This window comes from Massilia aurea, from assembly GCF_014200505.1.
Classification (GTDB): Bacteria; Pseudomonadota; Gammaproteobacteria; order Burkholderiales; family Burkholderiaceae_D; genus Telluria; species Telluria aurea_B.
In genome coordinates this window covers 735,683-758,433 of the sequence record NZ_JACHBX010000001.1, presented here as the reverse complement: position 1 = coordinate 758,433, position 22,751 = coordinate 735,683, and the positions used below count along the sequence as shown (strand labels likewise).

Genomic DNA, 22,751 nt, shown 5'->3' with positions numbered 1-22,751 from the left:
CGGAAGGAGAAATCACGATGAAACACGTTACGTTTCACAGCCCCGCCCTGCGGCGCCAGCTGCCGGCCGATCACACGATGCTCGTCTGGCTGCAGGTCGACACGGCATCGGCCACGAGCTTGCGCGAAGCGGTGATCCGCGCCGGTCTGGATGCAGTGCGATTCCTGCGCATCGATGCCTGCCCGAGCGGGTGCAGCGTACGCGCATTGCTGTGCGTCGAGCGCGACGCCGCCCCGGCACTGCAGGCGCAGCTGTTGCAACGCCTGCCCGGCTGCCAGTGGCACGCCGCGCTACGGCGCCACGCTTAAGCGATATCGAGGCGCTCGTGTGGCGCGAACTCGTGATAGATGTCGGGCTGGTGCGTCGGGATATACACGCTCAGGCGTTTGCCGCGATGGAAGACGCCGCGCAGGCTGTTGCAGGCCGCCCAGGCGTGCTCGTACGAGTCGGCGATGTGCAGCACGGCCCATGGGCTGTCAGGCGAGCCTTCGCGGATCATGTCCACCTGCGTGATGTGAAAATACGGGGTGAAGCTCTCGATGATGGCGCTTTCGCTGGCATCGGCGTGCAGGCCCGACAGGATGACTTTCATGGGTGTTCTCCAGATTCAGGCAATGGTGGATCGAGCAGATCACACGTATGGCGCGCGATCATCAATTCTTCGTTGGCCGGCACCAGCCAGACGGCGACCCGGCTCGACGCCAGGCTGATGCGGGCAGGCCCGGCCGGCGGCGCCGCGTTGGCGGCCGGGTCGAGTTCGACCCCGAGCCAGGCCGCATCACGGCATACCGCGGCGCGCAGCCGCGCGCTGTTCTCGCCGATCCCGCCCGAGAACACCAGCGCATCGAGTCCGCCCAGGCTGGCCGCCAGTGAACCGAGTTCGCGGCCGATCCGGTACACCAGCAGGTCGATCGCCAGTTGCGCGCGCGGGTCGCTGCTCGCTTCCAGCACGCGCATGTCGGACGACACGCCGGACACGCCCAGCAAGCCGGACTCGTTGTACATCATGCGCTGCACGCTTTCCACCGTCATGCCCAGTTCTTCGATCAGGTAGATGACCACGCCCGGATCGAGCGCGCCGCAGCGCGTGCCCATCGGCAGGCCGTCGACCGCCGTGAAGCCCATCGTGCTGGCCATGCTGCGCCCGCCCTGCATCGCGCACATGCTGGCACCGTTGCCCAGGTGCGCGGCGACCACGCGCGCGCCGGCCAGCGCCGGATCGTACAGCGGCAGCGTGGCCGCGATGTATTCGTAAGACAGCCCGTGAAACCCGTAGCGGCGGACGCCCAGGTCGGTGATCGCCTGCGGTAGCGCGAACGCCTGCGCCAGCGCCGGCTGCGCCGTGTGGAACGCGGTGTCGAAGCAGCCGACCTGCAGCAGCCCGGGGCGCAGCGCCGTCAAGGCGCGCACCGGCGCGAGATTGTGCGGCAGATGCAGCGGCGCCAGCGGAATCAGGCCAGTAAGCCGGTCGAGCACGGCCTCGTCCAGCGGCACCGGTCCGCTGAAGTCGACGCCGCCGTGCACGATGCGGTGACCGACCGCGCACACGCGGTAGCCATCCAGGTGACTTTCGGCGAAATCGATCAGGTATTCCATGCCGGCCTGGTGGTCGAGCGGCGTCGTCCAGGCGTGTTCACCAACCGTGTGACCGGCGGCGTCGCGGGCGATGAAGCGCGCGGCGCCCCGATACAGCCCGTCGATCTTGCCGGTGAAAAGCGGCGTCAGATCGGGCAGCGCATGCAGCGAAAACTTGATGCTCGACGAGCCGGCATTGATGACGGCGATGCAGTCCTGCGTCGCCATCAGCGTCCCGCCACGCTGGCACTGGCACTGGCGGTCGCGGTAGCCAGCTGATGCCGTGCCAGCAGCACGGCGACGGCGCATGACGCGAGGCGCGCGGCGACCGAATCGGCGCGGCTGGTCAGGATCAGCGGCACGCGCGCGCCGAGGACGATGCCGGCCGCCGCTGCTCCGGCCATGAAGGTCAGGCTCTTGGCCAGCATGTTGCCGGCTTCCAGATCGGGCGCCACGAGCACGTTGGCGCGTCCGGCCACGGGCGAATCGAGCCCCTTGACGGCGGCGGCCTGCGGGTCGATCGCATTGTCCATCGCCAGCGGGCCATCGAGGATCGCGCCGGTGATCTGGCCCCGATCGGCCATCTTGCACAGCGCCGCCGCGTCGATCGTCGATGGCATCTTGTCGCTGACGGTTTCCACCGCGGCCAGGATCGCCACGCGCACGCCCTCGAAGCGCAGCACGTGCGCCAGGTCGATCGCGTTCTGCACGATGTCGCGCTTCTCGGCCAGCGTCGGGATGATGTTGATGGCGGCGTCGGTGATGATCAAAGGTTCGCTGCGCCCCGGCACGTCCATCACGAAGCAGTGGCTCAGGCGCCGCGCCGTGCGCAGGCCGGTCGTGGCGGCGACCACCGCGCCCATCAGTTCATCGGTGTGCAGGCTGCCTTTCATCAGCGCGGCAGCCTTCCCTTCGCGCACCAGTTCGACGGCGCGCGCGGCCGAGGCGTGGCTGTGCGCCGTGTCGACCAGGCGCAGCGCGCCGATGTCCAGGCCGGCGGCATCGGCCGCAGCATGGATGCGCGCCGCCGGGCCGACCAGGATCGGCGTGATCAGGCCGATGCGGGCCGCGTCGAGCGCCGCTTCGAGTGCGTAGCGGTCGCACGGGTGTGCCACCGCCACCGTCACCGGGCCGTTGGCGCAGCCGGCTTCAATCAGGCGGTCGTAATACGGATGCGCGCTCGGCACTGCGGTCGCTACTACTGTCATCTATCTCTCCTTGAACGTGGGTACATCACCAGTAACCGAGCATTTTCCACCACAGGCCGCCGACGACGGCAAACACCGCCAGCTCGAACAGGCACATGATGAAGCCGACCTTCCACCACAGCCCCATGGTGACATACCCGCTGCCGAAGATGATCGGCGAGGTGCCGGTGGCGTAGTGGGTCAGCGTCATCATGATGCCCGACGCCGCCGTCATCATCAGCAGGAACAGCACCAGGTACTGGCCCGGCACCAGCGCGGCGCCCACCGACAGAAACGCGAACATCATTGCGCTGATGTGGGCCGTGGTGCTGGCAAACAGGTAGTGCGAGAACACGAAGGCCAGCACCAGCACGCTCGCTGCGGCGCCCCACCCCATGCCGCTGGCGACGATGGCGTCGCGCATGCCGTTCGAGGCCCAGGCGATCACGCCCATCTTGTTGAGCTGCTCGGCCAGCATGACGAGCGCGCCGAACCAGATCAAGGTATCCCACGCGCTTTTCTCGGACAGGATATCGTCCCAGTCGAGCGTGCCGGTGATGATCAGGATGAACAGGCCGACAAAGGCGATCACGGTCGGATCAAGCGTAAATGCGCTGCCAAAGACCATGGCCGGCACGTTCGCCCACAGCACCAGCAGCAGGCCGAAGGTGCCGAGCATCACGCGTTCGCTGGCCGACAAGGGCCCCATGCGCGCGAGCTCGCCCCGCGCGAAACCGATCGCATCCGGTGTCTGCTTGAGCTCTGGCGGTGCCAGCAGGTAGATAATCAGGGGCATCAAAAACAGGCACACGAGGCCCGGCAGCGCCATGCACAGCGCCCATGTGGTCCAGCTGAGCTGAAATGTCTGGCCGCTGGCGCGCGCGACGAAGTCGACCACCAGCGGATTGGGCGCGGTGGCCGTGACAAACATCGTCGAGGTGATCGGATTGGCGTGGTAGTTGACGAGTGCCAGGTACGTGCCCACCTTGCCCTCGGTGCCCTTGGCCGGGTCGGAATCGAACGACGCGGCAATCGATTTCATGATCGGGTGGACGATGCCGCCGCCGCGCGCGGTATTACTGGGCGTGAACGGCGCGAGCACCAGCTCGCAGACGGCCAGCCCGTAGCCGATGCCGATCGTGCGCTTGCCCAGCAGCGCGATGAAATTGAGCCCGATGCGGTTGCCCAGGCCCGTCTTTTTCAGGCCGCGCGAGATCAGCACGGCAACGACGATCAGCCAGATCAGCGGGCTGGAAAAGCTGCCCAGCGCGTCTGCCATCGCGCCCTTGGATGACCCGGACGTCACCTGCGACAGCGCCACGATCACGATCGCCATCAGCGCCATGACGCCGATGGGCATGACTTTCAGGATGATGGCAACGATGGTGGTCAGAAAAATCGCCACCAGCGTCCATGCGCCAGCGGTCAAGCCTGCCGGGTGCGGAATGACCAGCAGCGTGAGCAGTACGGCGGTGGTGATCAGTGCAGGGATCAGGCGAAACGGCACGGCCTGATTGAAATAACGAAACGCAGCCTGCAAGCGCAACAGCATGAACTTCCTTCTACGTAACCGACCAGCCAACGAAAATATTGACTACCGGTCTGATAGTAACAGGAATATATTGCACCGCATCAATCATCGAGCGGTTTGGTCGAGTATTCACGCAGATCGTGGTTTAGGGCCCGGCATATCTTATGATGGATCTTTACATGGCCTGGCACCCGACGATGACCACGATCCGCCCTGCATGCCCGCTTGACGCCGCCCGCATCTGCGCCATCTACAACCACTACGTCGACGGCACAACCATTTCGTTCGAGGAAGCGCCGGTGAGTGCCGCCGATATGGCCGCGCGCATTGCGGACGTGATCGACGGCGGCCTGCCGTGGCTGGTGCTGACGGACGGCGACGCCATCATCGGCTACGCCTACGCCACCAAGTGGCGCGCCCGGCCCGCCTATCGCCACGCAGTCGAGAGCACGATCTATCTCGATGCCGCGCTGGCCGGCCAGGGCCATGGCATGCGCCTGTATGCCAGCTTGCTGGACGCGTTACGCACGCGCGGCCTGCACACAGTCATTGCCGGCATCGCGCAGCCGAACGCGCGCAGTGTCCGGCTGCACGAACGCCTGGGCTTTGCCAAGGTCGCGCACTTCTCAGAAGTGGGCTTCAAGCTCGGGATGTGGCTCGATGTCGGCTACTGGCAGATGCGCCTGACGCCAGGCTAGACGTCATCGGCGGGCTCAACCGGCCGCCGCGCGTAGCGGCCCGCGATCACCGCGCAGACGATCAGCTGGATCTGGTGAAACAGCATCAGCGGCAGCACCACCATGCTGATGCTGGCGGCAGGAATCAGCACGTGGGCCAGCGGGATGCCAGTGGCCAGGCTCTTCTTGGAGCCGCAAAACACGATGGTGATTTCGTCAGGCTTTGAAAAACCGAAGCGCCGCGCCAGCCAGGTCACCACCAGCATGACGACGGCCAGCAGGAGGATGCAGACCAGGATCAGGTTGCCCAGCATGGCGGGTGGCACGCGTGACCACAACCCCTCCACTACGGCCGCGCTGAACGCGGAAAAAACCACCAGCAGGATCGAGCCCTGATCGACGCCCCTGACCAGGCTCTTGTGGCGATCGACCCAGCCACCGATCCAGCGCCGCGCGATCTGGCCGGCGATGAATGGCAGCAACAGCTGGTAGACGATCATCAGGACCGAATCGAGCGACGCGCCGGCACCGGACGAGGCCGGCATTGCCACGCTGACCAGCAGCGGCGTGAGGACGATACCCAGCAGGCTCGACACCGACGCACTGCAGACCGCGGCCGGCACGTTGCCGCGGGCCGCGGCCGTGAATGCAATCGACGACTGGACGGTCGAGGGCAGCAGGCATAGGAACAGGATGCCGAGATACAGCTCGGGCGTGAGCAGCAGCAGGATGGCGGGCTTGAACAGCAGCGCCAGCACGGGGAACAGCGCGAAGGTGCACAGCAGCACCAGCAGGTGCAGGCGCCAGTGGGTCGCACCGGCAATGATCGCGGCGCTCGATAGTTTGGCGCCGTGCAAAAAGAACAGCACGCCGATCATCACCATCGTGACAATCTTCAGCACGGCAGCGACGTCGCCCTGCGCCGGGAAGATGCTGGCAGCGGCCACGACCGCCAGCAGCATCAGGGTCATTCGGTCCGGCAGAAATCGGGATGACATTCGGGCGAGCATACGGGAATCCTGGCAGCGTTCGGGAATGAAAAAAGCCACCTTGCGGTGGCTTGTTCCATGCTACTTGGCGGAGAGGGTGGGATTCGAACCCACGGTACGCTCGCGCGTACGCCTGATTTCGAGTCAGGTACATTCGACCACTCTGCCACCTCTCCTGATTCGGTCGATTCTTGCTGTGAGCTGCAAGAGACCGCCATTATAGCGGATTGCCCGGGAAATGGAAGGGTGAAAATGCGCAGTGGCTCATTTCCCCTTCCATCACCCGTTTCAAGCCGCCGGAGTCAAGCGTTCAAGACCACCCATGTACGGGCGCAGCACCTCGGGCACGATCACGCTGCCGTCGGCCTGCTGGTAGTTCTCGAGCACGGCCACCAGCGTGCGGCCCACGGCCAGGCCCGAGCCATTGAGCGTGTGCACCAGCTCGGGCTTGTTCTGGGCATTGCGGAAACGGGCCTGCATGCGGCGCGCCTGGAAAGCTTCGCAGTTCGACAGCGACGAAATCTCGCGGTAGGTATTCTGCGCCGGCAGCCAGACTTCGATATCAAAGGTCTTGGCGGCCGAGAAGCCCATATCGCCCGTGCACAGCAGCATGACGCGGTATGGCAGGCCAAGCGAGGTCAGGATGAATTCGGCCTGGCCGACCATCTCGTCCAGCACCGCGTACGATTGCTCTGGATGCACCACCTGGACCATCTCGACCTTGTCGAACTGGTGCTGGCGGATCATGCCGCGTGTATCGCGGCCATAGCTGCCGGCTTCGGAACGGAAGCATGGCGTGTGCGCCGTCATCTTCAGCGGCAGTGCGTCCAGCGCCAGGATTTCATCGCGCACGACGTTGGTCAGCGAGACTTCGGACGTCGGGATCAGGTAGAAGGTCTCGCCCTCGCCCTCGACGCCGCCCTTTTTCACCGAGAACAGGTCGGCTTCGAATTTCGGCAGCTGGCCGGTGCCGCGCAGCGAATCGGCGTTGACCATGTACGGGGTGTAGCACTCGGTATAGCCGTGGCGTTCGGTGTGCGTGTCGAGCATGAACTGCGCCAGCGCGCGGTGCAGGCGCGCCATGCCACCCTTCATCATCGAGAAGCGCGAACCGGTGATCTTGGTGGCCGTTTCGAAGTCCAGGCCCAGGCGCTCGCCGATGTCGACGTGGTCGCGCACGGCGAAGTCGAATGCCGGCACGGCGCCGACCTTGCGCACTTCGACGTTACCGCTTTCATCCAGGCCCTGCGGGGCGCTTTCGTGCGGCAGGTTCGGCACGGCGGCCATGAACTGGGCCATGCTCTCCTGCACCTTCGCCAGCGCCGCTTCATTGGCCTTGAGCTCGTCGGCCAGGCCCGCCACTTCTGCCATCACGGCCGTCGTGTCTTCGCCTTTACCCTTGAGCATGCCGATCTGCTTGGACAGCGCATTTCGCTTGCCCTGCAGTTCTTCGGTGCGCGTCTGGATGGCCTTGCGTTCGGCCTCCAGTGCACTGAAGGCGGACACATCGAGCTGGTATTTGCGGGTCGCCAGGCGGGCGGCAGCGGTGTCGATGTCTTTGCGGAGAAGTTGGATGTCAATCATGTCGGGTTGGACCAGGCTGTGTGTATCGAAACCACAATTGTACCAAGGCGACTGGCATTCCTTGCGAGATTTGGCAGTGACGCTGCCGGGCCCTCGCCTGCCCACCGGTCGGCGGCGAGTTACAGCGTGGCGGCCAGGCGCGGCGCACTCACGACGACGGTCTGGATGCTGGCCATGTCGAGTGCTGGTGCGGTCGATGCAGCGATCGTGATCGGACGTTCGCTGGCGGTGACGTAGCTGCCGACCAGGCCCAGTGCAACAACGGCCAGGAACAGGGCTTCGAAGTTTTTACGGATGTTCATGATGGCTCCTCGGTGGTGGTTTCAGGGTCCGCAAACTTGCTGCGGTATGGTGGTACTGTAGCCACCGATACCCCGAACCACCATCGACATGCGACGAAGCGCACGAACCGCGGCGCAGAATGCGCCGCCATGCGACCGGCGGCAGCGCCGCCCGCCAATCAGCAGCGACGCGCCACGGGCTTGGGCCAGAACGTATTCAGGGCAAGCCGGGCGCCGTACAGCACGATGAGCGTGCCGGCCAGGTCGCCCGTGAACATGACGATGAAGCCCCTCCACAGATCCTGGCCACCCATCAGCGCGAACCAGGCGTGGTGCATGGCGGGACTCATGACGGAGAACAGCAGCGCGAAGCAGAACAAACGCTGGCCGCTCATGCCGCGCAGCGATGCACCGACACCCGAGGCCAGCAACGCGCGGTAGGCAAGATACGGCGCCAGTGACGACAGGATGCCGCCAGCGAACGAGCGCAGCGGATCATCCGGGAAAAAGTGGAAGAAGCAGATGTACCAGGATGCGAGCAGCAGGCCAAATGCGCCGGCCTCGGCGAACAGCAGGACGCTCAGCAGGCGCACCCCGGCAGGCAGGTAGATCATATTGATGCCGGGCGCGAACTCGAGCCGCGTGAACAGGATTTCGTTCAGCAGGATGGTGGCCAGAAACAGGGTTGCCGTGCCCGCCACCATGGCAAATTTAAGCTGCAAGTGACGCATGGATGAGAGGCTTTGGTTACAATGTAAAGACCACGGACGGACGCCGGATTATAAACAAAGCGTATGTTATCCGACACGCAACAATTTGCTGAGCGTGGCAGCACTGCAACAAGCTGCCCTGACAGGGCATGGGAACTCGATGAGTCAAGAAAAACTGCCGACGCGGCCGGCCGATATCTACCTGCGCTTCCTGCATCTGGTCGATGCCTTGCGCACGTTGCCCACCCTGGGGCCGCTGGACGCGCGCGAAGAGCGCGTGCTGACGGTGGTGGCTTGCGCAGCGCAGGCGCACCAGCGGCTCTCCGTGCGCGACCTGATGGCGCAGGAACACCTCGGTGCGCCTGCCACTATTCATGCACGGGTCACGGCGATGCGCAAGAAAGGCTGGCTCACGCTCACCGACACCGAGGACACCCGACGCAAGCAGGTCGATCTCACGCCAGCGGCGCTGGCGTATTTCGATGAGTTATCCGGCCTGCTGGTAAAGGCCGCCGAGGGCCGCTAGCGCCGCGCCTCGTCGTCCAACCCACGCAGCCACGCCATCTTTTCGGCGATCTTGGTTTCGATCCCGCGCGGCACCGGCTGGTACCAGCCCGGCTCGGGCATGTCGTATGGCAGATAGGTCTCGCCCGCCGCATACGCGTTGGGCTCATCGTGCGCATATCGGTAATCGTGACCGTAGCCCAGTTCTTTCATGAGCTTGGTCGGCGCATTGCGCAAGTGAACCGGCACCTCACGCGACTTGTCCTTGCGCACGAATGCCATTGCCGCATTGAACGCGTTGTAGCCGGCATTGCTCTTGGCGGCAATCGCCAGATAAATCACTGCCTGCCCCAGCGCCAGCTCCCCTTCCGGCGAGCCGAGCCGCTCGTAAGTGGCGGCAGCATCGTTGGCCAGCTGGATGGCGCGCGGATCGGCGATGCCGATGTCTTCCCAGGCCATGCGCACGATGCGGCGCGACAGGTACTTGGCGTCGGCCCCGCCGTCGAGCATGCGGCACAGCCAGTACAGCGCGGCATCCGGGTGCGAGCCGCGCACCGACTTGTGCAGCGCCGAGATCTGATCATAGAAATTGTCGCCCCCCTTGTCGAAGCGGCGCACGTTCAGCGTCAGCGCATTCTCGACGAAGTCGGCCGTGATGTGCGTGATGCCGGCCGTGTCGCTGGACGTCTTCGTCTGTTCGAGCAGGTTCAGGAAGCGGCGCGCGTCGCCGTCGGCATAGCCGATCAGCGTGTCGATGGCGACCTCGTCGAATTCAAGATGCTGCAGCACGGATTCTTTCGCGCGCGCGAGCAACTGGCGCAGCTCGTCATCGGTCAGTGCCTTGAGCGTGTACACCTGCGACCGTGAGAGCAGTGCCGAGTTGACCTCGAACGACGGGTTCTCGGTGGTCGCGCCGATCAGCGTGACCAGCCCGCTTTCGACGAACGGCAGCAAGGCATCCTGCTGCGATTTGTTGAAGCGGTGGATTTCGTCGATGAACAGGATCGTGTGCTTGCCACGCGCCAGATACTGCTCGGCCTGGTCGATCGACGCACGGATATCCTTCACGCCCGACAGCACCGCCGACAACGCGATGAATTCGCAGTCGAACGCATACGCGGTCAGGCGCGCCAGCGTGGTCTTGCCCACGCCCGGCGGACCCCACAGGATCATCGAATGGGGCTTGCCCGACTTGAAGACCAGGTTCAGCGGCTTGCCGGGGCCCAGCAGGTGGCTCTGCCCCACGACCTCGTCGATGGTGCGCGGGCGCAGGGCTTCGGCCAGCGGCGCCGCCGGTTCGGTCTTGAACAGGTCATCCACGGCAGGCTCCGGTGCGGCTTACTGGTTGACGACGTCGGCGCCCTTGGGCGTCTCGAACTTGAATTGCTGCGCGCCCAGGGCCGGGTTGCGCTGGAAGTTGGTGAAGGTCAGGCGCGAGGTCTGGCCAAACGTGTCCTTCAGTTCCATCGCCAGCGGCACCCCGCCCTTCAGGCCGATGCTGATTTGCTCGAACGACGTGTCCTTGGCTTTCGGGACGGCGTTGAGCCATTCCATGCCGTCGCGCTCGCCAGCTTCGCTGAGCGTGAAGTTTTCTTCGAGCTTGTTGCTGCCGAACAGGATCGCGGCCGGGGATGAACCCAGCGCATTACCGAGTTTGCGCACGGTGACCTGGTTCAGGTCCTTGTCGTAGATATACAGCTGGTCGCCGTCGGCTTGCAGGACCTGCTCGTACGGCTTCTGATAGGTCCAGATGAATTTGCCGGGACGGGCAAACACGAAGCTGCCGCTCGATGCGGGACTGGCCTTGCCGCTTTTGGATTTGCCCAGCTGTTGCTGGGTGAATTCGCCCCTGGCCGATTTGGTGCTGGCGACGAAGGATTTGAATTGGTCCAGAGCGGCGGCGCTGGCGGTGGTCGAGAACGCGAAGGCGCTCGTGGCCAGGAGTGCGGCGATGGTGAATTTGGTTGATTGCATGCGGAGGTCCTGTTCTTGTTTTTAAGCCTGCGATGGCAGGTTGAACGCGTGGACGGCGGAGCCGTCCACCCTACGTGGTCGACGGTTTACGGCAGCTCAGGCCTGTGGCCGACGCGGCGCTTATTCCGCGCTGGCTGCCGGCACCAGGATGTCGCGGTTGCCGTTCGACTGCATCGGCGAGACGACGCCGCTGTTTTCCATCTGTTCCAGCAGGCGTGCGGCGCGGTTGTAGCCGATGCGCAGATGACGCTGGACCAGCGAGATCGATGCGCGGCGGTTCTTGAGCACCACCTGCACCGCCTGGTCGTACAACGCGTCGGCCTCGCCACCGCCCTCGCCTGCTGCGGCCCCGTCGGCAGCGCCGCCTTCTTCCAGCGTGCCCCCTTCGAGGATGCCTTCAATATAGTTCGGCTCGCCCAGCGATTGCAGATGTTTTACAACTCGATGCACTTCGTCGTCGGACACGAACGCGCCGTGCACGCGCACCGGCAGGCCGGTACCCGGCGGCATGTACAGCATGTCGCCCATGCCCAGCAGCGCCTCGGCGCCCATCTGGTCGAGAATCGTGCGTGAGTCGATTTTTGAGGACACCTGGAACGCAATACGGGTCGGGATGTTCGCCTTGATCAGGCCCGTGATAACGTCGACCGACGGGCGCTGCGTCGCCAGGATCAGGTGGATGCCGGCCGCGCGCGCCTTTTGCGCGATACGGGCAATCAGCTCTTCAACTTTCTTACCGACGACCATCATCAGGTCGGCCAATTCGTCGATGATGATGACGATGGTTGGCAGCTTCTCGAGCGGCTCCGGGTTGTCCGGCATGATCGAGAACGGATTCGGAATGTGCTCCTCGCGCTTGTCAGCCTCGAGGATCTTGTTGTTGTAGCCTGCCAGGTTACGCACGCCAAGCTTACTCATGAGCTTGTAGCGGCGCTCCATCTCGTTGACGGCCCAGTTCAGCGCATGGCCCGCCTGGCGCATGTCGGTCACGACCGGCGCAAGCAGGTGAGGAATGCCTTCGTAGACCGACATTTCCAGCATCTTCGGGTCGATCAGGATCAGGCGCACGTCGGCCGGGTCGGACTTGTAGAGCAGCGACAGGATAGTTGCATTGATGCCGACCGACTTGCCGGAACCCGTCGTACCCGCTACCAGCAAGTGGGGCATCTTGGCCAGGTCGGCCACCACCGGCTTGCCGGCGATGTCCTTGCCCAGCGCCACGGTCAGGCTCGATGCGCTGTCGCCATACACCTTGGAGCCGACGATTTCGGACAGGCGCACGATCTGGCGCTTCGGGTTTGGCAGCTCGAGCGCCATGTAATTCTTGCCCGGGATGGTTTCCACGACACGGATCGACGTCAGCGACAGCGAACGCGCCAGGTCGCGCGCCAGGTTGACGATCTGGCTGCCCTTCACGCCGGTGGCCGGCTCGATCTCGTAGCGCGTGACGACCGGGCCAGGATAGGCGGCCACGACCTTGGCATCGACGCCGAAGTCGGACAGTTTCTTTTCGATGAGGCGGCTGGTGAATTCCAGCGTCTCGACGCTGACCGTTTCGGTCACGGGCGGTGCTTCATCGAGCAGCGCCAGCGGCGGCAGGCCGGTATCGCCCCGGTGATCGGCAAACAATGGCGTCTGGCGTTCTTTTTCGGCCCGCTCGGACTTGGGCACGCTGACCATCTGCGGCTCGATCTTGATCGGCTGCAGCGTCGGCTGCGCATTTGGCACAACACTTGCCGTACCAACTGGCGCTACCGTCGGGGCTGATGCCGTCGACGACTTGGCCATGGAAACCGGCGCTGGCGCTGGCGCCATATCGAGCGACGGCTCTGCCTTGACGACCGGAATCGGCTCGTTCGAATGCTTTTCGGTGAACTTGGCGCGGCCGTGATCCACGACCTCGTCACGCTTGACGGCCGCGACTTCACCCTGCTTGCGGTCTTCGATGTCTTCCATGCGCAGGCGGAACCAGTCGAATGCATCGTCGAACACGCCGCCGATACGCTCGGCCACGGCCAGCCACGACACCTGGAAGAACAGCGAGAACCCCAGGCCGAACAGCAGCAACAGCAGCAAGGTCGCGCCAGTGGCGCCGAACGTGACCTGGCTGGCGTGCCCGATCAGCTGCCCCAGCACGCCACCGGGCGCGCGCGGCAGTTCGACATCCCACGACCACATGCGCAGGTATTCCAGGCCGACACTGCCGGCGAACATCAGCGCAAAGCCGATCCAGCGGACGTAGATTTCACCGTGGTGTACGGGCTCGGCGGCCGCAGCCGTGCCCAGCTTGTCGGTCAGGCGGCGCCAGCCGCGCCAGACCTGGCGCAGGAAGATGACGCTCCACCACCAGGCCGAAAAGCCGAAGATGAACAGCAGCAGGTCGGACAACCAGGCGCCGGCAGCACCGCCCAGGTTGTCGATGCGCGGCACCGAATTGGCGTGCGACCAGCCGGGATCACCCTTGCTGTAGCTGAGAAGAATCAGGACGAAATAAAGGAACGCGACGGCGCCGGCGATCCAGCGCGCTTCGGACAGCAGGCGCGACAGGCGGCCTGGCAGCGGCGCGCGGGCCGTTTGCTTGGTGCGGGTATATCCGGAGGTGGCGGCTGGACTATTCTTGCTCATTGCAGGCACTGCGTGGTAACTACGAATCGACGATCCGGTCATTCTAAGCGATATATGGTCGCGCTGGCCCCACGATTCATGCCCGCGCGCCGCATCGTCTATAATCTGCCCTCTTTCGCACACCCCGACCGGCGCCCGCGTGGGCCTTGATTCTTCTCAAGGTGCCCCCAATTGCCGTGTGTCTATTAACAATCATTGAAGCGCCGCCATGACTACAACTAAACACGCCAAAGTCCTCATTCTCGGTTCCGGTCCTGCCGGCTACAGCGCCGCTGTGTACGCCGCGCGCGCCAACCTCAAGCCGATGCTGGTGACGGGCGTCGAGCAAGGCGGCCAGCTGATGACCACTACTGATGTCGAGAACTGGCCGGGCGATCCGCTGGGCGTGCAGGGTCCGGAGCTGATGCAGCGCCTGCTGCAGCACGCCGAGCGTTTCAATACCGAGATCGTGTTCGACCAGATCCACACGACCTACCTGAACGAAAAGCCGATCCGCCTGGTGGGCGACAGCTTCACCTTCACCTGCGACGCCCTGATCATCGCCACAGGCGCCTCGGCCCAGTACCTGGGTCTGCCATCCGAGCAGGCGTTCATGGGCAAGGGCGTGTCGGCCTGCGCCACCTGCGACGGCTTCTTCTACCGCAACCAGGAAGTCGCGGTCATCGGCGGCGGCAATACGGCTGTCGAAGAAGCGCTGTACCTGGCCGGCATCGCCTCGAAGGTCACGCTGATCCACCGCCGCGACCGCTTCCGCGCCGAGCCGATCCTGGTCGACCGCCTGATGCACAAAGTCTCCGAAGGCAAGATCGTGCTGGAATATAACCAGACGCTCGATGAAGTCCTGGGCGACAACAGCGGTGTCACTGGCCTGCGCCTGAAATCGACCCAGACGGGCGACTTCAAGGACCTGACCGTGCACGGCCTGTTCGTGGCCATCGGCCACAAGCCGAACACGGGCATCTTTGAAGGCCAGCTCGAGATGCACAGCGGCGGCTATCTGGTGACCAAGTCGGGCCTCGAAGGCATGGCAACTGCCACCAGCGTGCCAGGCGTGTTTGCTGCCGGCGACGTGCAGGATCATATCTATCGCCAGGCGATCACCAGCTCGGGCACCGGCTGCATGGCCGCGCTCGACGCACAGCGCTACCTCGAAGCGCTGGAAGACGATCCACAGTAAATCCTTACCAGGAACTGCATTCGATGGCACGCATGAAAGACTTCGCTGAGCTCAAGGGCTTGCGCGACCAGCTCAAGGAAAACGAGCGCGTGCGCGCCATCGAACAGGCAGAGCGTGAACAACGCGAACGCCTGGCGCGCGAACGGGCCGTGGAATTTCGCAGCTCGATGCAGGGCGTGCGCAAGCTGCCCGAGTCCGACCGCTACGTGCACCGCCCCGTGTATGTGGCGCCGAACCGCCCCATCCAGCGCGGCCCGGTGCTCTCGGCTGAAGAGGAAACCGAAGCCGTCCTGCGCGAATCGCTGTCGGACCAGTTCGACGTCGAAGGCATGCTCGACGAAGATCCGGCCCTCAGTTACTCACGCGATGGTGTCGGCCCGGATGTCGTGCGCAAATTGCGCAAACGCCACTGGCCGATTCAAGATGAACTTGACCTGCACGGCCTGAACCGCGACGCCGCGCGCGACGCCCTCACCGACTTTTTGCACCGCGCCAACCGGCGCGGCGTTCGTTGCGTGCGCATCATCCACGGCATCGGTTACGGCTCACCGGGTGGAGCACCAGTGCTGCGCGGGATCGTGCACAGCTGGCTCGTGCAAAAAAACGAGGTGATTGCCTTTTGCGCGGCCGGCCGGTCCGACGGCGGCCATGGCGCGCTGATCGCCCTGCTGCGCGCTGCACTACTGGAATAACACGCGTCTGTATGGGTAATGCAACATGGTTGTGTAACAATTGCAATGTTCGTGTTTGCAGTTTCCACGCCTTTTGCCGGTTGATTGTAGAATTCTTCTCGGCCGGTCTTTTGCCGGTCATTCGACTAGGGGTGGTGTGATTTGAAGGCAATGCAAGCGGTCATCATGGAGCATGGGCAGCGGGTCGATTTGTCGTCCTGCGCCGACGAGCCGATTCATATCCCAGGCTCGATTCAGCCCCATGGCGCAATCCTGTTCTTTTCCGAAGATGCACGTCTGGCCGGCTGGAGCGAAAACGCCCCTGCCATGCTGGGTGTCACCCCGCAACTGGGCCTGTCGCTGGATGCGCTGGCCCTGCCGGTGGCTGCCTTCGACGCCATTACCGACTGCATCGACGCCCTGCACGACGACGATGCCGGCCCGATCGTGGCCGGCCTGTCCATCGGCGCGGCGGAATACGATTGCGTCGTGCACGCCGCCCATGGACGCGTCACTGCCGAATTCGAACTGCGCGAAGCCTCGACCGAAGAAGTGTCGCAGTTCGCCGTCAAGGCGCACAGCTCGATCGACCGCCTGCGCCGCCAGAAAACCATCGAAGGGCTGCTCAGCGTCGCCGTGGCACAGGTGCGCGATTTCACCGGGTTCGACCGCGTGATGGCCTACCGCTTCCGCGCCGATGACAGCGGCGACGTGGTGGCCGAAAGCCGCCGCGACGACCTGGTGCCGTACATCGGCCAGCGCTATCCGGCCGGCGACATCCCGGCCCAGGCGCGCAGGCTGTATACGCTCAATACGCTGCGCATGATCGGCGACATGGACTACACCGCCGTGCCGCTGTGCGGCGCACCGGGCGCCCTGCCGCTGGACATGAGTTTTGCGGTGCTGCGCAGCGTCTCGCCGGTCCACATCGAATACCTGAAGAACATGCACGTGATGGCGTCGATGAGCGTGTCCATCGTCATCAACGGCCGCCTGTGGGGCCTGATTGCCTGCCATCACATGTCGAAGAAGCTGGTGCCGTACGCGGTGCGCCTGGCGGCCGACGTGCTGGCACAGGTGATGGCCTCGACCATCCTCAGCATCGAAGCGCGCGCCGACGCCACGCTGGCCGAGCAGTCGGCCCGCGTGCGCACGAGCATCGTCGAATCGCTGCTGCTCGACGACGACCCGATCGACGCGTTGGGCGAGCACAGCAAATCACTGATGGCGGCTGCCGGCGCCCAGGCGATGATCGTTGCCCAGCATGGCAAGGTGGTCGTGCATGGTGAACTGGCGCCGGAACTGGCCAAGGCCGTCATTGCGTCGCTGCCGGACAACCAGCATGACTTGCTGGTGCGCGAAGGCAAGCACGAATGGCCGGAGGCGCTTCAGGAACAATTGGGGAAGTGGGTCGGCATGCTGGCCCTGCCCTTCGATCCGATGGGCCAGGGCTGGTGCGTGCTGCTGCGCGTCGAACAGATCGAAACCGTGGCCTGGGGCGGCCGTCCCGAAAAAATTGCCATCTTCGGTCCACTGGGCGAACGCCTGACGCCACGCGGCTCGTTCGACGCCTGGCATGAAACAGTGCGCGGCTGCGCGCACCCGTGGGAACCGACGGTGCTGGGCAACGCCCGCCTGACGCTGGCCGAGCTGGTGCGCGCGATGAACTCGCACCGCTCGCAAACCGAAGCAACCCGCGCGCAGCTGCTGGCGATGCTCGGGCACGACCTGCGCGATCCGCTGCACTCGATCAATATGGCCGGCATGGTGCTGGAACGCACCGGCAACGGCGGCGGCAACGGCCAGCCGACGCTGGGCAAGCGCATCCAGTCGTCGACCAACCGCATGCAGCGCATGATCAGCCAGGTGCTGGACATGAGCCGTATCGACAGTGGCATGGGGCTGGGCGTCTCGCTGATACCGGTCGACCTGAAGGAATTGCTGATCGACCTGATGGACGAAGCGCGCATGGCGTACCCGTCGATCCCGCTCGACCTCATCTGCGACGACGAGGCCACCGTCAAGGCCGACAGCGGCCGGCTCGGCCAGGTGTTATCCAACCTGATGAGCAATGCACGCCACCACGGCGAGCCGGGCACGCCGGTAACGGTATGCCTGCGCGCCAATGAGCGCGACGCATCGGTCGAAGTCGCCAACGCCGGTCAGGCGATCCCACCCGAGACGGTGGCCACGCTGTTCAACCCGTTCAAGCGCGCATCGATGAACAATCCGCGCAACCGCACCGGCATGGGCCTGGGCCTGTACATCGCGCAACAGATCGTGCGCGAGCACCAGGGCGAACTGGCCTACCGGTATGCGGACGGGCGGGTCATCTTTACGCTGCGGCTGCCACTGCTGACAAAGTAACCCCCGGAGCGATCGGCACATCGGTCACGTCGTTGGGTGGGTAGTTGAAGTAGCCGTTGCCCACCCAGTCGTTGTCGGTCACAAAGAACGCGCTGAATGGTATCTCCATGGTGCCGATCGCCGGCGGTTTGAGCGTCGTGAAGATCGTCCCTTTCAGTGCCAGCGCCTGCGTTGCCGGGCCAAACCCCATCGAGCGCACCTGGCCGGTGATGTTGGACACGCGCAGTTCGCCATACGGTGGCGCCACGGCCTGGGAAATCTCGCCCTTGCCCTGCACGGTGCCATCGGCCCCGTCGATCAACAGCGCCATCGTCAGGATCGGGGCGCCGGGCATACCCTGGTTGCCGGCGGTCAGCGTGATCACTCTGACAGAATCGAATGTATTGGCCATCATGTACTCCTTCATCTGGGTTGGCTTGCAGGATGCCCCGGCGCTCGCGCTGCCCGGGTCATGGCTACTCTAGGCAAACCCGGCTGCAGCAACCTTCCGGTTGCCTTCCGGCCTGTCAGATGGACGGTCGCCCATGGCGCAGGGTGCGCATAATTCTCTTATGCAAGCGTCGTGCCCGTGGTAATCTCACAACAACATTCCCTGACCTCTGCTGCATGACGCTTATCAAGTTCATCGAAATCATGGCGATCCTGGTCGGTGCGTTTTCCGGCTTCATCGAAGCGCGGCGCAAGCGCATGGACCTGGTGGGCGTCTTCACCGTTGCGTTCATCACGGCATTCGGCGGCGGTACGCTGCGCGACATCCTGCTCGACAAGCGTCCGCTGTTCTGGGTGACGCACCAGGAATACGCCATCGCGATCTTCGTGCTGGCACTGGTTGCCTCTCCCCTCATCCGCACGCTGCGCCAGATCGTCTCAGAACGCCTGATCGTGATCGCCGATGCGGTGGGCCTGGGCCTGTTCTCGATCGCGGGCGTGTCAGCCGCGCTGGCGGCGGACATGCCGATCTTCATCGCTTCGATGATGGGCGTCATTACCGGGATTTTCGGGGGCGTACTGCGCGATATCGTCTGCAACGAGGTGCCGATGGTGTTTCGGGATGGCAAACCGTATGCGATCTGCGCCTTCATCGGCAACTGGCTGTTCCTGCTCATGGGCAAGTACGGCGTGCCGGACGATTTTGCGCTCTGGTCGAGCTGCCTGTTCATCAGCGGCCTGCGGCTGCTGACGTGGAAGTTCGACATGCGGATGGGGCGGTAACGACGCACCGCCCCGGTGGGGTCAGATATGCTTGCTTAGACGGCGTCCGGGCCGGTCTCGCCGGTACGGATCCGGATGACCTGCTCGATGTTCTGTACAAAAATCTTGCCGTCGCCGATCTTGCCGGTGCGCGCTGCCTTGATGATGGCGTCGACGACGCTGTCGGCCATCGGATCGTCCACCACCACTTCGATCTTCACTTTCGGCAGGAAATCCACGACGTATTCGGCGCCGCGGTACAGCTCGGTATGCCCCTTCTGACGGCCAAAGCCCTTCACTTCAGTGACGGTCAGGCCGGTGACATTGACTTCAGCCAGCGCTTCACGCACTTCGTCGAGCTTGAACGGTTTGATCACGCAGGTAATCTGTTTCATGGTGGTGGTCCTTTCGATGAGTCGGGGATATTTGCCAGGTCGTCGAGCCAGACGGTGGCCTCGGAGTCGGACGGTGCGCGCCAGTCGCCGCGCGGCGAGAGGGAGCCGCCATTGCCGACCTTCGGTCCGTTCGGTACGCACGAGCGCTTGAACTGGCTGGTCTTGAAGAAGCGGAACAAAAAGATCGACAGGTTGCGCTTGATGGCGTCCAGGTCGTATTGGTTGCGCGTGCCGGTCTCGTCCGGCCAGCGCCCCGCCGCGTTGTCGTGCCACGCCGAATACGCCATGAACGCGACCTTGCTCGGCTTGAAGCCATAGCGCAGTGTGTAGAACAGGTTGAAGTCTTGCAGCTCGTAAGGGCCGATGCGCTCCTGCGTGCTTTGCGCGGGCTTGGCATCAGTGCCGTGACTGACTGCGCCGCCGGGCACCAGCTCGGGGCTGATCTCGGTATCGAGAATGTCGATCAGCACTTGCGACTGGCCTTCGGCAACCACGGTACCCGTCTCGGCCACCCAGCGCACCAGGTACGAGATCAGCGTCTTGGGCACGCTGGCATTGACGTTGTAGTGCGACATATGGTCGCCCACGCCGTAGGTGCACCAGCCCAGCGCCAGCTCGGACAAATCGCCCGTGCCGATCACGATCCCGTTGTGGAAGTTCGCCAGCCGGAACAGGTGGTTGGTGCGCTCGCCCGCCTGCACGTTCTCGAACGTGATGTCGTAGTCCGGCGTGCCCTCGCTGTACGGGTGGCCCAGATCCTTGAGCATCTGGATGCAGCTCGGGCGGATATCAATCTCTTGCGCGCTGCAGCCCACGGCCGCCATCAGGTCGCGCGCCTGCTTGAGCGTGCGCTCGCTGGTGGCAAAGCCCGGCATCGTGTAGGCCAAAATGTTCGTGCGTGGCAGCTTCAGGCGGTCCATGACCTTTGCGCAGACGAGCAGCGCGTGGGTCGAGTCCAGGCCGCCCGAGACGCCAATGACGACCTTCTGGATGCCGCTCGAGGCCAGGCGCTGGATCAGCGCCTGCACCTGGATGTTGTAGACCTCGGTGCAGCGCTCGTCGCGCCGGGCGCGGTCGGCCGGCACGTACGGGAAGCGCTCGATGCCGCGCGCCAGCGGCATCGTGTGCTCCACGGGCAGCGCGAGGTCGAAGCGCACGACGCGAAACGCCGCGACTTCGGCCGCATGGCGCCGGGCCGACTGTGCGAACGTGGTGGCCTTCATGCGCTCGGTCGACAGGCGCTCGAGGTCGACGTCGGCGAAGATGATGTGCGATTCGTCGGAAAAACGTTCGGATTCGGCCAGCAGCTCGCCCTTTTCGTAGATCAGCGACTGGCCGTCCCACGCCATGTCGGTGGTGGACTCGCCCCGCCCGGCGGACGTGTACAGGTAAGCGGCCATGCAGCGCGCCGATTGCTGGGCGACCAGCTGATGGCGGTAGCCACTCTTGCCGACGACGACGTTCGATGCCGACAGGTTGACCAGCACCGTGGCGCCGGCCAGTGCCGCGAACGACGACGGCGGCACCGGCACCCAGACGTCTTCGCAGATTTCGAGGTGAAAGCGCAGCAGCGGCAGGTTGGCGACCTCGAACAGCAGGTTCACGCCGAACGGCACGGTCTCGCCAAACAGGTCGATCTGATCAACCGACGCGCAATCGGCGGGCGTGAACTGCCGGGATTCGTAAAACTCGCCATAATTAGGCAAATAACTTTTCGGCACCACGCCCAGCACGCGCCCGCCCGCGATGGCGACGGCGCAGTTGAACAGCATGTGGTTCACGCGCAGCGGCATGCCGATGACGATGGCCAGCGGCAGGCTGCGCGAGGCGGCAAGGATGGTCTGCAAGCCTTCAAGGCAGGCGTCGAGCAGCGCGCGCTGGTGGAACAGGTCGTCGCAGGTGTAGGCGGACAGGCCCAGCTCGGGAAACGCGACCAGTGCCGCGCCTTCGCTTGCCGCCTGCTGCGCCAGTTTGATCGTCTGTTCGACGTTATAGGCCGGGTCGGCCACACGAATGCGCGGGATGGCGACCGCAACGCGTGCAAAATGGTGCGAATAGAGATTGAAGAATCGGCTGGTCATAAGGGTCTCTCGCAGTGCCGACGCGGCGAATCGCTGCCCGTGGCACTCACTTCTTGGAATTGGAAGCAATGTTGAAAGCAATGACAGATTATCGCACGCATATCGTCTCGAGCCTGTCCGAAGTCGGGCAAGCGCCATGGGATGCGCTGGTCCAGGCCCAGGCAGCGCCGACGCCGTTTCTCTCGTACGCCTTCCTGCACGCGCTGCACGCGTCAGGCAGCGCGGCGCCCGAGAGCGGCTGGCAGCCGCAATTTTTGCTGCTGTACGACGCGGCCGATGTGCTGGCGGCCGCCCTGCCCCTGTACGTCAAGGGCCACTCGTACGGCGAGTACGTGTTCGACTGGGCCTGGGCCGATGCCTACGCGCGCAATGGCCTCGACTACTACCCGAAGCTGCTGTCGGCGATTCCGTTCACGCCGGTGGCCGGCTCGCGCCTGCTGGCGGTCGATGCAGCTGCGCGCGCCGCGCTGATCGACGTGCTGACGGCCACGCAGTCGGCCACCGAAGTCTCGTCGACCCACATCCTGTTCCCGCCCGAAGACGAAGCACAGGCGCTCAAGGATGCCGGCTTCCTGCTGCGCAGCGGCGTGCAGTTTCACTGGCTGAACCGGGGTTATGCAAGTTTCGATGACTTTCTGGCCACGCTCGAGCCAAAGAAGCGCAAGAACATCCGGGCCGAGCGGCGCAAGGTGGTCGAGGCTGGGGTGACGATGCGGCGCGTGCGCGGGGCGGACGCCACGCGCGAGGACTGGGTGCTGTTCAACCGCTGCTACCGCAACACGTACAAAGACCACCACTCGACGCCGTACCTGAACCTGGACTTTTTCCTGCGCATCGGTGCGACGATGCCGGACAATATCCTGCTGGTGATCGCCGAACTGGAAGGCCGCGCGATTGCCGCGTCACTCGTCATCCATGATGCCGACACGCTGTACGGCCGCTATTGGGGCGCACTGGAACACGTGCCGTGCCTGCACTTCGAGGCCGCGTATTACCAGCCACTGGAGTTCTGCATCGAACAGGGCATCGCCACGTTCGAAGGCGGCGCGCAAGGCGAGCACAAGATGGCGCGTGGCTTCCTGCCGACCAAGACCTGGTCGGCGCACTGGCTGGCGCATCCGTCGTTTGCCAATGCGGTGGAAAATTTCCTGCAGCGCGAGGCCGGCGGGATTGACGACTATCTCGACGAGTTGAACGAGCGTAGTCCGTTCCGTAGTCAGCCATAAGAAGAC

The 22,751-nt window shown here is 64.3% G+C and carries 22 protein-coding genes and 1 tRNA gene; 8 read left to right on the top strand and 15 right to left on the bottom strand.

The features are described from left to right. The first annotated feature begins 17 nt into the window (after positions 1 to 17). Positions 18 to 308: a hypothetical protein gene (locus tag HD842_RS03315; protein ID WP_183550917.1), complete on the top strand. Its 291-nt coding sequence runs from the start codon at positions 18 to 20 to the stop codon at positions 306 to 308. Here HD842_RS03315 and HD842_RS03310 read toward each other — a convergent pair. The 4 genes from HD842_RS03310 to HD842_RS03295 are packed head-to-tail and all read right to left on the bottom strand — an operon-like array spanning position 305 to position 4,314. Continuing rightward, complete coding sequence (locus HD842_RS03310; protein ID WP_183550915.1) at positions 305 to 592, bottom strand: RNA recognition motif domain-containing protein; 288 nt, start codon at positions 590 to 592, stop codon at positions 305 to 307. The genes HD842_RS03315 and HD842_RS03310 overlap by 4 nt on opposite strands. Continuing rightward, positions 589 to 1,803, bottom strand: a complete 1,215-nt coding sequence (locus HD842_RS03305; RefSeq protein WP_183550913.1) for an acetate/propionate family kinase — start codon at positions 1,801 to 1,803, stop codon at positions 589 to 591. Before HD842_RS03305 ends, HD842_RS03310 begins: the two co-directional genes overlap by 4 nt. After that, on the bottom strand, positions 1,803 to 2,783 hold the full coding sequence (locus HD842_RS03300; protein WP_183550911.1) for a phosphate acetyltransferase: 981 nt from the start codon (positions 2,781 to 2,783) through the stop codon (positions 1,803 to 1,805). The genes HD842_RS03305 and HD842_RS03300 overlap by 1 nt, the downstream gene beginning before the upstream one ends. A 25-nt stretch (positions 2,784 to 2,808) precedes the next feature. Next, entirely contained in the window at positions 2,809 to 4,314 is a 1,506-nt protein-coding gene (locus HD842_RS03295) for a DASS family sodium-coupled anion symporter (RefSeq protein ID WP_183550908.1), read from the bottom strand. A gap of 158 nt (positions 4,315 to 4,472) precedes the next feature. Between HD842_RS03295 and HD842_RS03290 the strand changes: the two genes are divergently transcribed. Continuing rightward, positions 4,473 to 4,991, top strand: a complete 519-nt coding sequence (locus HD842_RS03290) for an arsinothricin resistance N-acetyltransferase ArsN1 family B (RefSeq protein ID WP_229424576.1) — start codon at positions 4,473 to 4,475, stop codon at positions 4,989 to 4,991. On the opposite strand, the gene HD842_RS03285 is transcribed toward HD842_RS03290, so the two are convergent. From HD842_RS03285 to HD842_RS03265, 5 genes are all read right to left on the bottom strand, one after another. Next, entirely contained in the window at positions 4,988 to 5,941 is a 954-nt protein-coding gene (locus HD842_RS03285; protein WP_229424575.1) for a bile acid:sodium symporter family protein, read from the bottom strand. The genes HD842_RS03290 and HD842_RS03285 overlap by 4 nt on opposite strands. Before the next feature lie 104 nt (positions 5,942 to 6,045). Continuing rightward, positions 6,046 to 6,135, bottom strand: a tRNA-Ser gene (locus HD842_RS03280). Positions 6,136 to 6,247: 112 nt separating this feature from the next. Then, positions 6,248 to 7,543 (bottom strand): serine--tRNA ligase, encoded by a 1,296-nt coding sequence (gene serS, locus HD842_RS03275; RefSeq protein WP_183550902.1) that lies wholly within the window; start codon positions 7,541 to 7,543, stop codon positions 6,248 to 6,250. A gap of 119 nt (positions 7,544 to 7,662) precedes the next feature. Further along, a complete protein-coding gene (locus tag HD842_RS03270) occupies positions 7,663 to 7,845 on the bottom strand; it encodes a hypothetical protein (protein ID WP_183550899.1) in 183 nt (60 codons plus the stop codon). A 158-nt stretch (positions 7,846 to 8,003) separates the two neighbouring features. Further along, positions 8,004 to 8,555, bottom strand: coding sequence for a hypothetical protein (locus HD842_RS03265; RefSeq protein ID WP_229424574.1), 552 nt, complete (start codon positions 8,553 to 8,555; stop codon positions 8,004 to 8,006). Between the two features lie 139 nt (positions 8,556 to 8,694). Between HD842_RS03265 and HD842_RS03260 the strand changes: the two genes are divergently transcribed. Beyond that, positions 8,695 to 9,060: a winged helix-turn-helix domain-containing protein gene (locus HD842_RS03260; protein WP_183550896.1), complete on the top strand. Its 366-nt coding sequence runs from the start codon at positions 8,695 to 8,697 to the stop codon at positions 9,058 to 9,060. Here HD842_RS03260 and HD842_RS03255 read toward each other — a convergent pair. The 3 genes from HD842_RS03255 to HD842_RS03245 form a co-directional block, all read right to left on the bottom strand. Next, positions 9,057 to 10,358 (bottom strand): AAA family ATPase, encoded by a 1,302-nt coding sequence (locus HD842_RS03255; protein WP_183550893.1) that lies wholly within the window; start codon positions 10,356 to 10,358, stop codon positions 9,057 to 9,059. The two genes, HD842_RS03260 and HD842_RS03255, sit on opposite strands and share 4 nt — an antisense overlap. A gap of 18 nt (positions 10,359 to 10,376) precedes the next feature. Beyond that, complete coding sequence (gene lolA, locus HD842_RS03250) at positions 10,377 to 11,012, bottom strand: outer membrane lipoprotein chaperone LolA (RefSeq protein WP_183550890.1); 636 nt, start codon at positions 11,010 to 11,012, stop codon at positions 10,377 to 10,379. 120 nt (positions 11,013 to 11,132) lie between these two features. Then, positions 11,133 to 13,637: a DNA translocase FtsK gene (locus HD842_RS03245; RefSeq protein ID WP_183550887.1), complete on the bottom strand. Its 2,505-nt coding sequence runs from the start codon at positions 13,635 to 13,637 to the stop codon at positions 11,133 to 11,135. 208 nt (positions 13,638 to 13,845) lie between these two features. On the opposite strand from HD842_RS03245, the gene trxB reads away from it, so the two are divergent. From trxB to HD842_RS03230, 3 genes are all read left to right on the top strand, one after another. After that, complete coding sequence (gene trxB, locus HD842_RS03240; protein ID WP_183550884.1) at positions 13,846 to 14,814, top strand: thioredoxin-disulfide reductase; 969 nt, start codon at positions 13,846 to 13,848, stop codon at positions 14,812 to 14,814. 23 nt (positions 14,815 to 14,837) lie between these two features. Next, on the top strand, positions 14,838 to 15,506 hold the full coding sequence (locus tag HD842_RS03235) for a Smr/MutS family protein (RefSeq protein WP_183550881.1): 669 nt from the start codon (positions 14,838 to 14,840) through the stop codon (positions 15,504 to 15,506). A 165-nt stretch (positions 15,507 to 15,671) separates the two neighbouring features. Next, complete coding sequence (locus HD842_RS03230) at positions 15,672 to 17,852, top strand: ATP-binding protein (RefSeq protein WP_183550878.1); 2,181 nt, start codon at positions 15,672 to 15,674, stop codon at positions 17,850 to 17,852. Here the strand turns inward: HD842_RS03230 and HD842_RS03225 are convergent. Further along, complete coding sequence (locus HD842_RS03225) at positions 17,821 to 18,243, bottom strand: DUF1842 domain-containing protein (RefSeq protein WP_183550875.1); 423 nt, start codon at positions 18,241 to 18,243, stop codon at positions 17,821 to 17,823. The genes HD842_RS03230 and HD842_RS03225 overlap by 32 nt on opposite strands. A gap of 215 nt (positions 18,244 to 18,458) precedes the next feature. Between HD842_RS03225 and HD842_RS03220 the strand changes: the two genes are divergently transcribed. After that, positions 18,459 to 19,064, top strand: coding sequence for a trimeric intracellular cation channel family protein (locus HD842_RS03220; RefSeq protein ID WP_183550873.1), 606 nt, complete (start codon positions 18,459 to 18,461; stop codon positions 19,062 to 19,064). 35 nt (positions 19,065 to 19,099) lie between these two features. On the opposite strand, the gene HD842_RS03215 is transcribed toward HD842_RS03220, so the two are convergent. Together HD842_RS03215 and HD842_RS03210 are read right to left on the bottom strand one after the other, a co-directional pair. Beyond that, the gene (locus HD842_RS03215) at positions 19,100 to 19,438 is read right to left on the bottom strand and encodes a P-II family nitrogen regulator (protein ID WP_183550870.1); all 339 of its coding nucleotides are present in this window, start codon (positions 19,436 to 19,438) and stop codon (positions 19,100 to 19,102) included. Continuing rightward, positions 19,435 to 21,519: an NAD(+) synthase gene (locus HD842_RS03210; RefSeq protein WP_183550867.1), complete on the bottom strand. Its 2,085-nt coding sequence runs from the start codon at positions 21,517 to 21,519 to the stop codon at positions 19,435 to 19,437. The genes HD842_RS03215 and HD842_RS03210 overlap by 4 nt, the downstream gene beginning before the upstream one ends. A gap of 68 nt (positions 21,520 to 21,587) precedes the next feature. Here HD842_RS03210 and HD842_RS03205 point away from each other — a divergent pair, with 68 nt between their 5' ends. Next, positions 21,588 to 22,745 (top strand): GNAT family N-acetyltransferase, encoded by a 1,158-nt coding sequence (locus tag HD842_RS03205; RefSeq protein ID WP_183550864.1) that lies wholly within the window; start codon positions 21,588 to 21,590, stop codon positions 22,743 to 22,745. Positions 22,746 to 22,751: the final 6 nt, after the last annotated feature.

Excerpts from the sequence above, each read along its gene's own strand:
- HD842_RS03205 (WP_183550864.1), top strand. The coding sequence starts at position 21,588 with ATGTTGAAAGCAATGACAGATTATCGCACGCATATCGTCTCGAGCCTG.
- HD842_RS03310 (WP_183550915.1), bottom strand. The coding sequence starts at position 592 with ATGAAAGTCATCCTGTCGGGCCTGCACGCCGATGCCAGCGAAAGCGCC.
- trxB (WP_183550884.1), top strand. The coding sequence starts at position 13,846 with ATGACTACAACTAAACACGCCAAAGTCCTCATTCTCGGTTCCGGTCCT.
- HD842_RS03210 (WP_183550867.1), bottom strand. The coding sequence starts at position 21,519 with ATGACCAGCCGATTCTTCAATCTCTATTCGCACCATTTTGCACGCGTT.
- HD842_RS03235 (WP_183550881.1), top strand. The coding sequence starts at position 14,838 with ATGGCACGCATGAAAGACTTCGCTGAGCTCAAGGGCTTGCGCGACCAG.
- HD842_RS03245 (WP_183550887.1), bottom strand. The coding sequence starts at position 13,637 with ATGAGCAAGAATAGTCCAGCCGCCACCTCCGGATATACCCGCACCAAG.
- HD842_RS03230 (WP_183550878.1), top strand. The coding sequence starts at position 15,672 with ATGGAGCATGGGCAGCGGGTCGATTTGTCGTCCTGCGCCGACGAGCCG.
- HD842_RS03305 (WP_183550913.1), bottom strand. The coding sequence starts at position 1,803 with ATGGCGACGCAGGACTGCATCGCCGTCATCAATGCCGGCTCGTCGAGC.
- HD842_RS03225 (WP_183550875.1), bottom strand. The coding sequence starts at position 18,243 with ATGGCCAATACATTCGATTCTGTCAGAGTGATCACGCTGACCGCCGGC.
- HD842_RS03300 (WP_183550911.1), bottom strand. The coding sequence starts at position 2,783 with ATGACAGTAGTAGCGACCGCAGTGCCGAGCGCGCATCCGTATTACGAC.
- HD842_RS03290 (WP_229424576.1), top strand. The coding sequence starts at position 4,473 with ATGGCCTGGCACCCGACGATGACCACGATCCGCCCTGCATGCCCGCTT.
- HD842_RS03270 (WP_183550899.1), bottom strand. The coding sequence starts at position 7,845 with ATGAACATCCGTAAAAACTTCGAAGCCCTGTTCCTGGCCGTTGTTGCA.
- HD842_RS03260 (WP_183550896.1), top strand. The coding sequence starts at position 8,695 with ATGAGTCAAGAAAAACTGCCGACGCGGCCGGCCGATATCTACCTGCGC.
- lolA (WP_183550890.1), bottom strand. The coding sequence starts at position 11,012 with ATGCAATCAACCAAATTCACCATCGCCGCACTCCTGGCCACGAGCGCC.
- HD842_RS03315 (WP_183550917.1), top strand. The coding sequence starts at position 18 with ATGAAACACGTTACGTTTCACAGCCCCGCCCTGCGGCGCCAGCTGCCG.
- serS (WP_183550902.1), bottom strand. The coding sequence starts at position 7,543 with ATGATTGACATCCAACTTCTCCGCAAAGACATCGACACCGCTGCCGCC.
- HD842_RS03265 (WP_229424574.1), bottom strand. The coding sequence starts at position 8,555 with ATGCGTCACTTGCAGCTTAAATTTGCCATGGTGGCGGGCACGGCAACC.
- HD842_RS03215 (WP_183550870.1), bottom strand. The coding sequence starts at position 19,438 with ATGAAACAGATTACCTGCGTGATCAAACCGTTCAAGCTCGACGAAGTG.
- HD842_RS03285 (WP_229424575.1), bottom strand. The coding sequence starts at position 5,941 with ATGACCCTGATGCTGCTGGCGGTCGTGGCCGCTGCCAGCATCTTCCCG.
- HD842_RS03295 (WP_183550908.1), bottom strand. The coding sequence starts at position 4,314 with ATGCTGTTGCGCTTGCAGGCTGCGTTTCGTTATTTCAATCAGGCCGTG.
- HD842_RS03220 (WP_183550873.1), top strand. The coding sequence starts at position 18,459 with ATGACGCTTATCAAGTTCATCGAAATCATGGCGATCCTGGTCGGTGCG.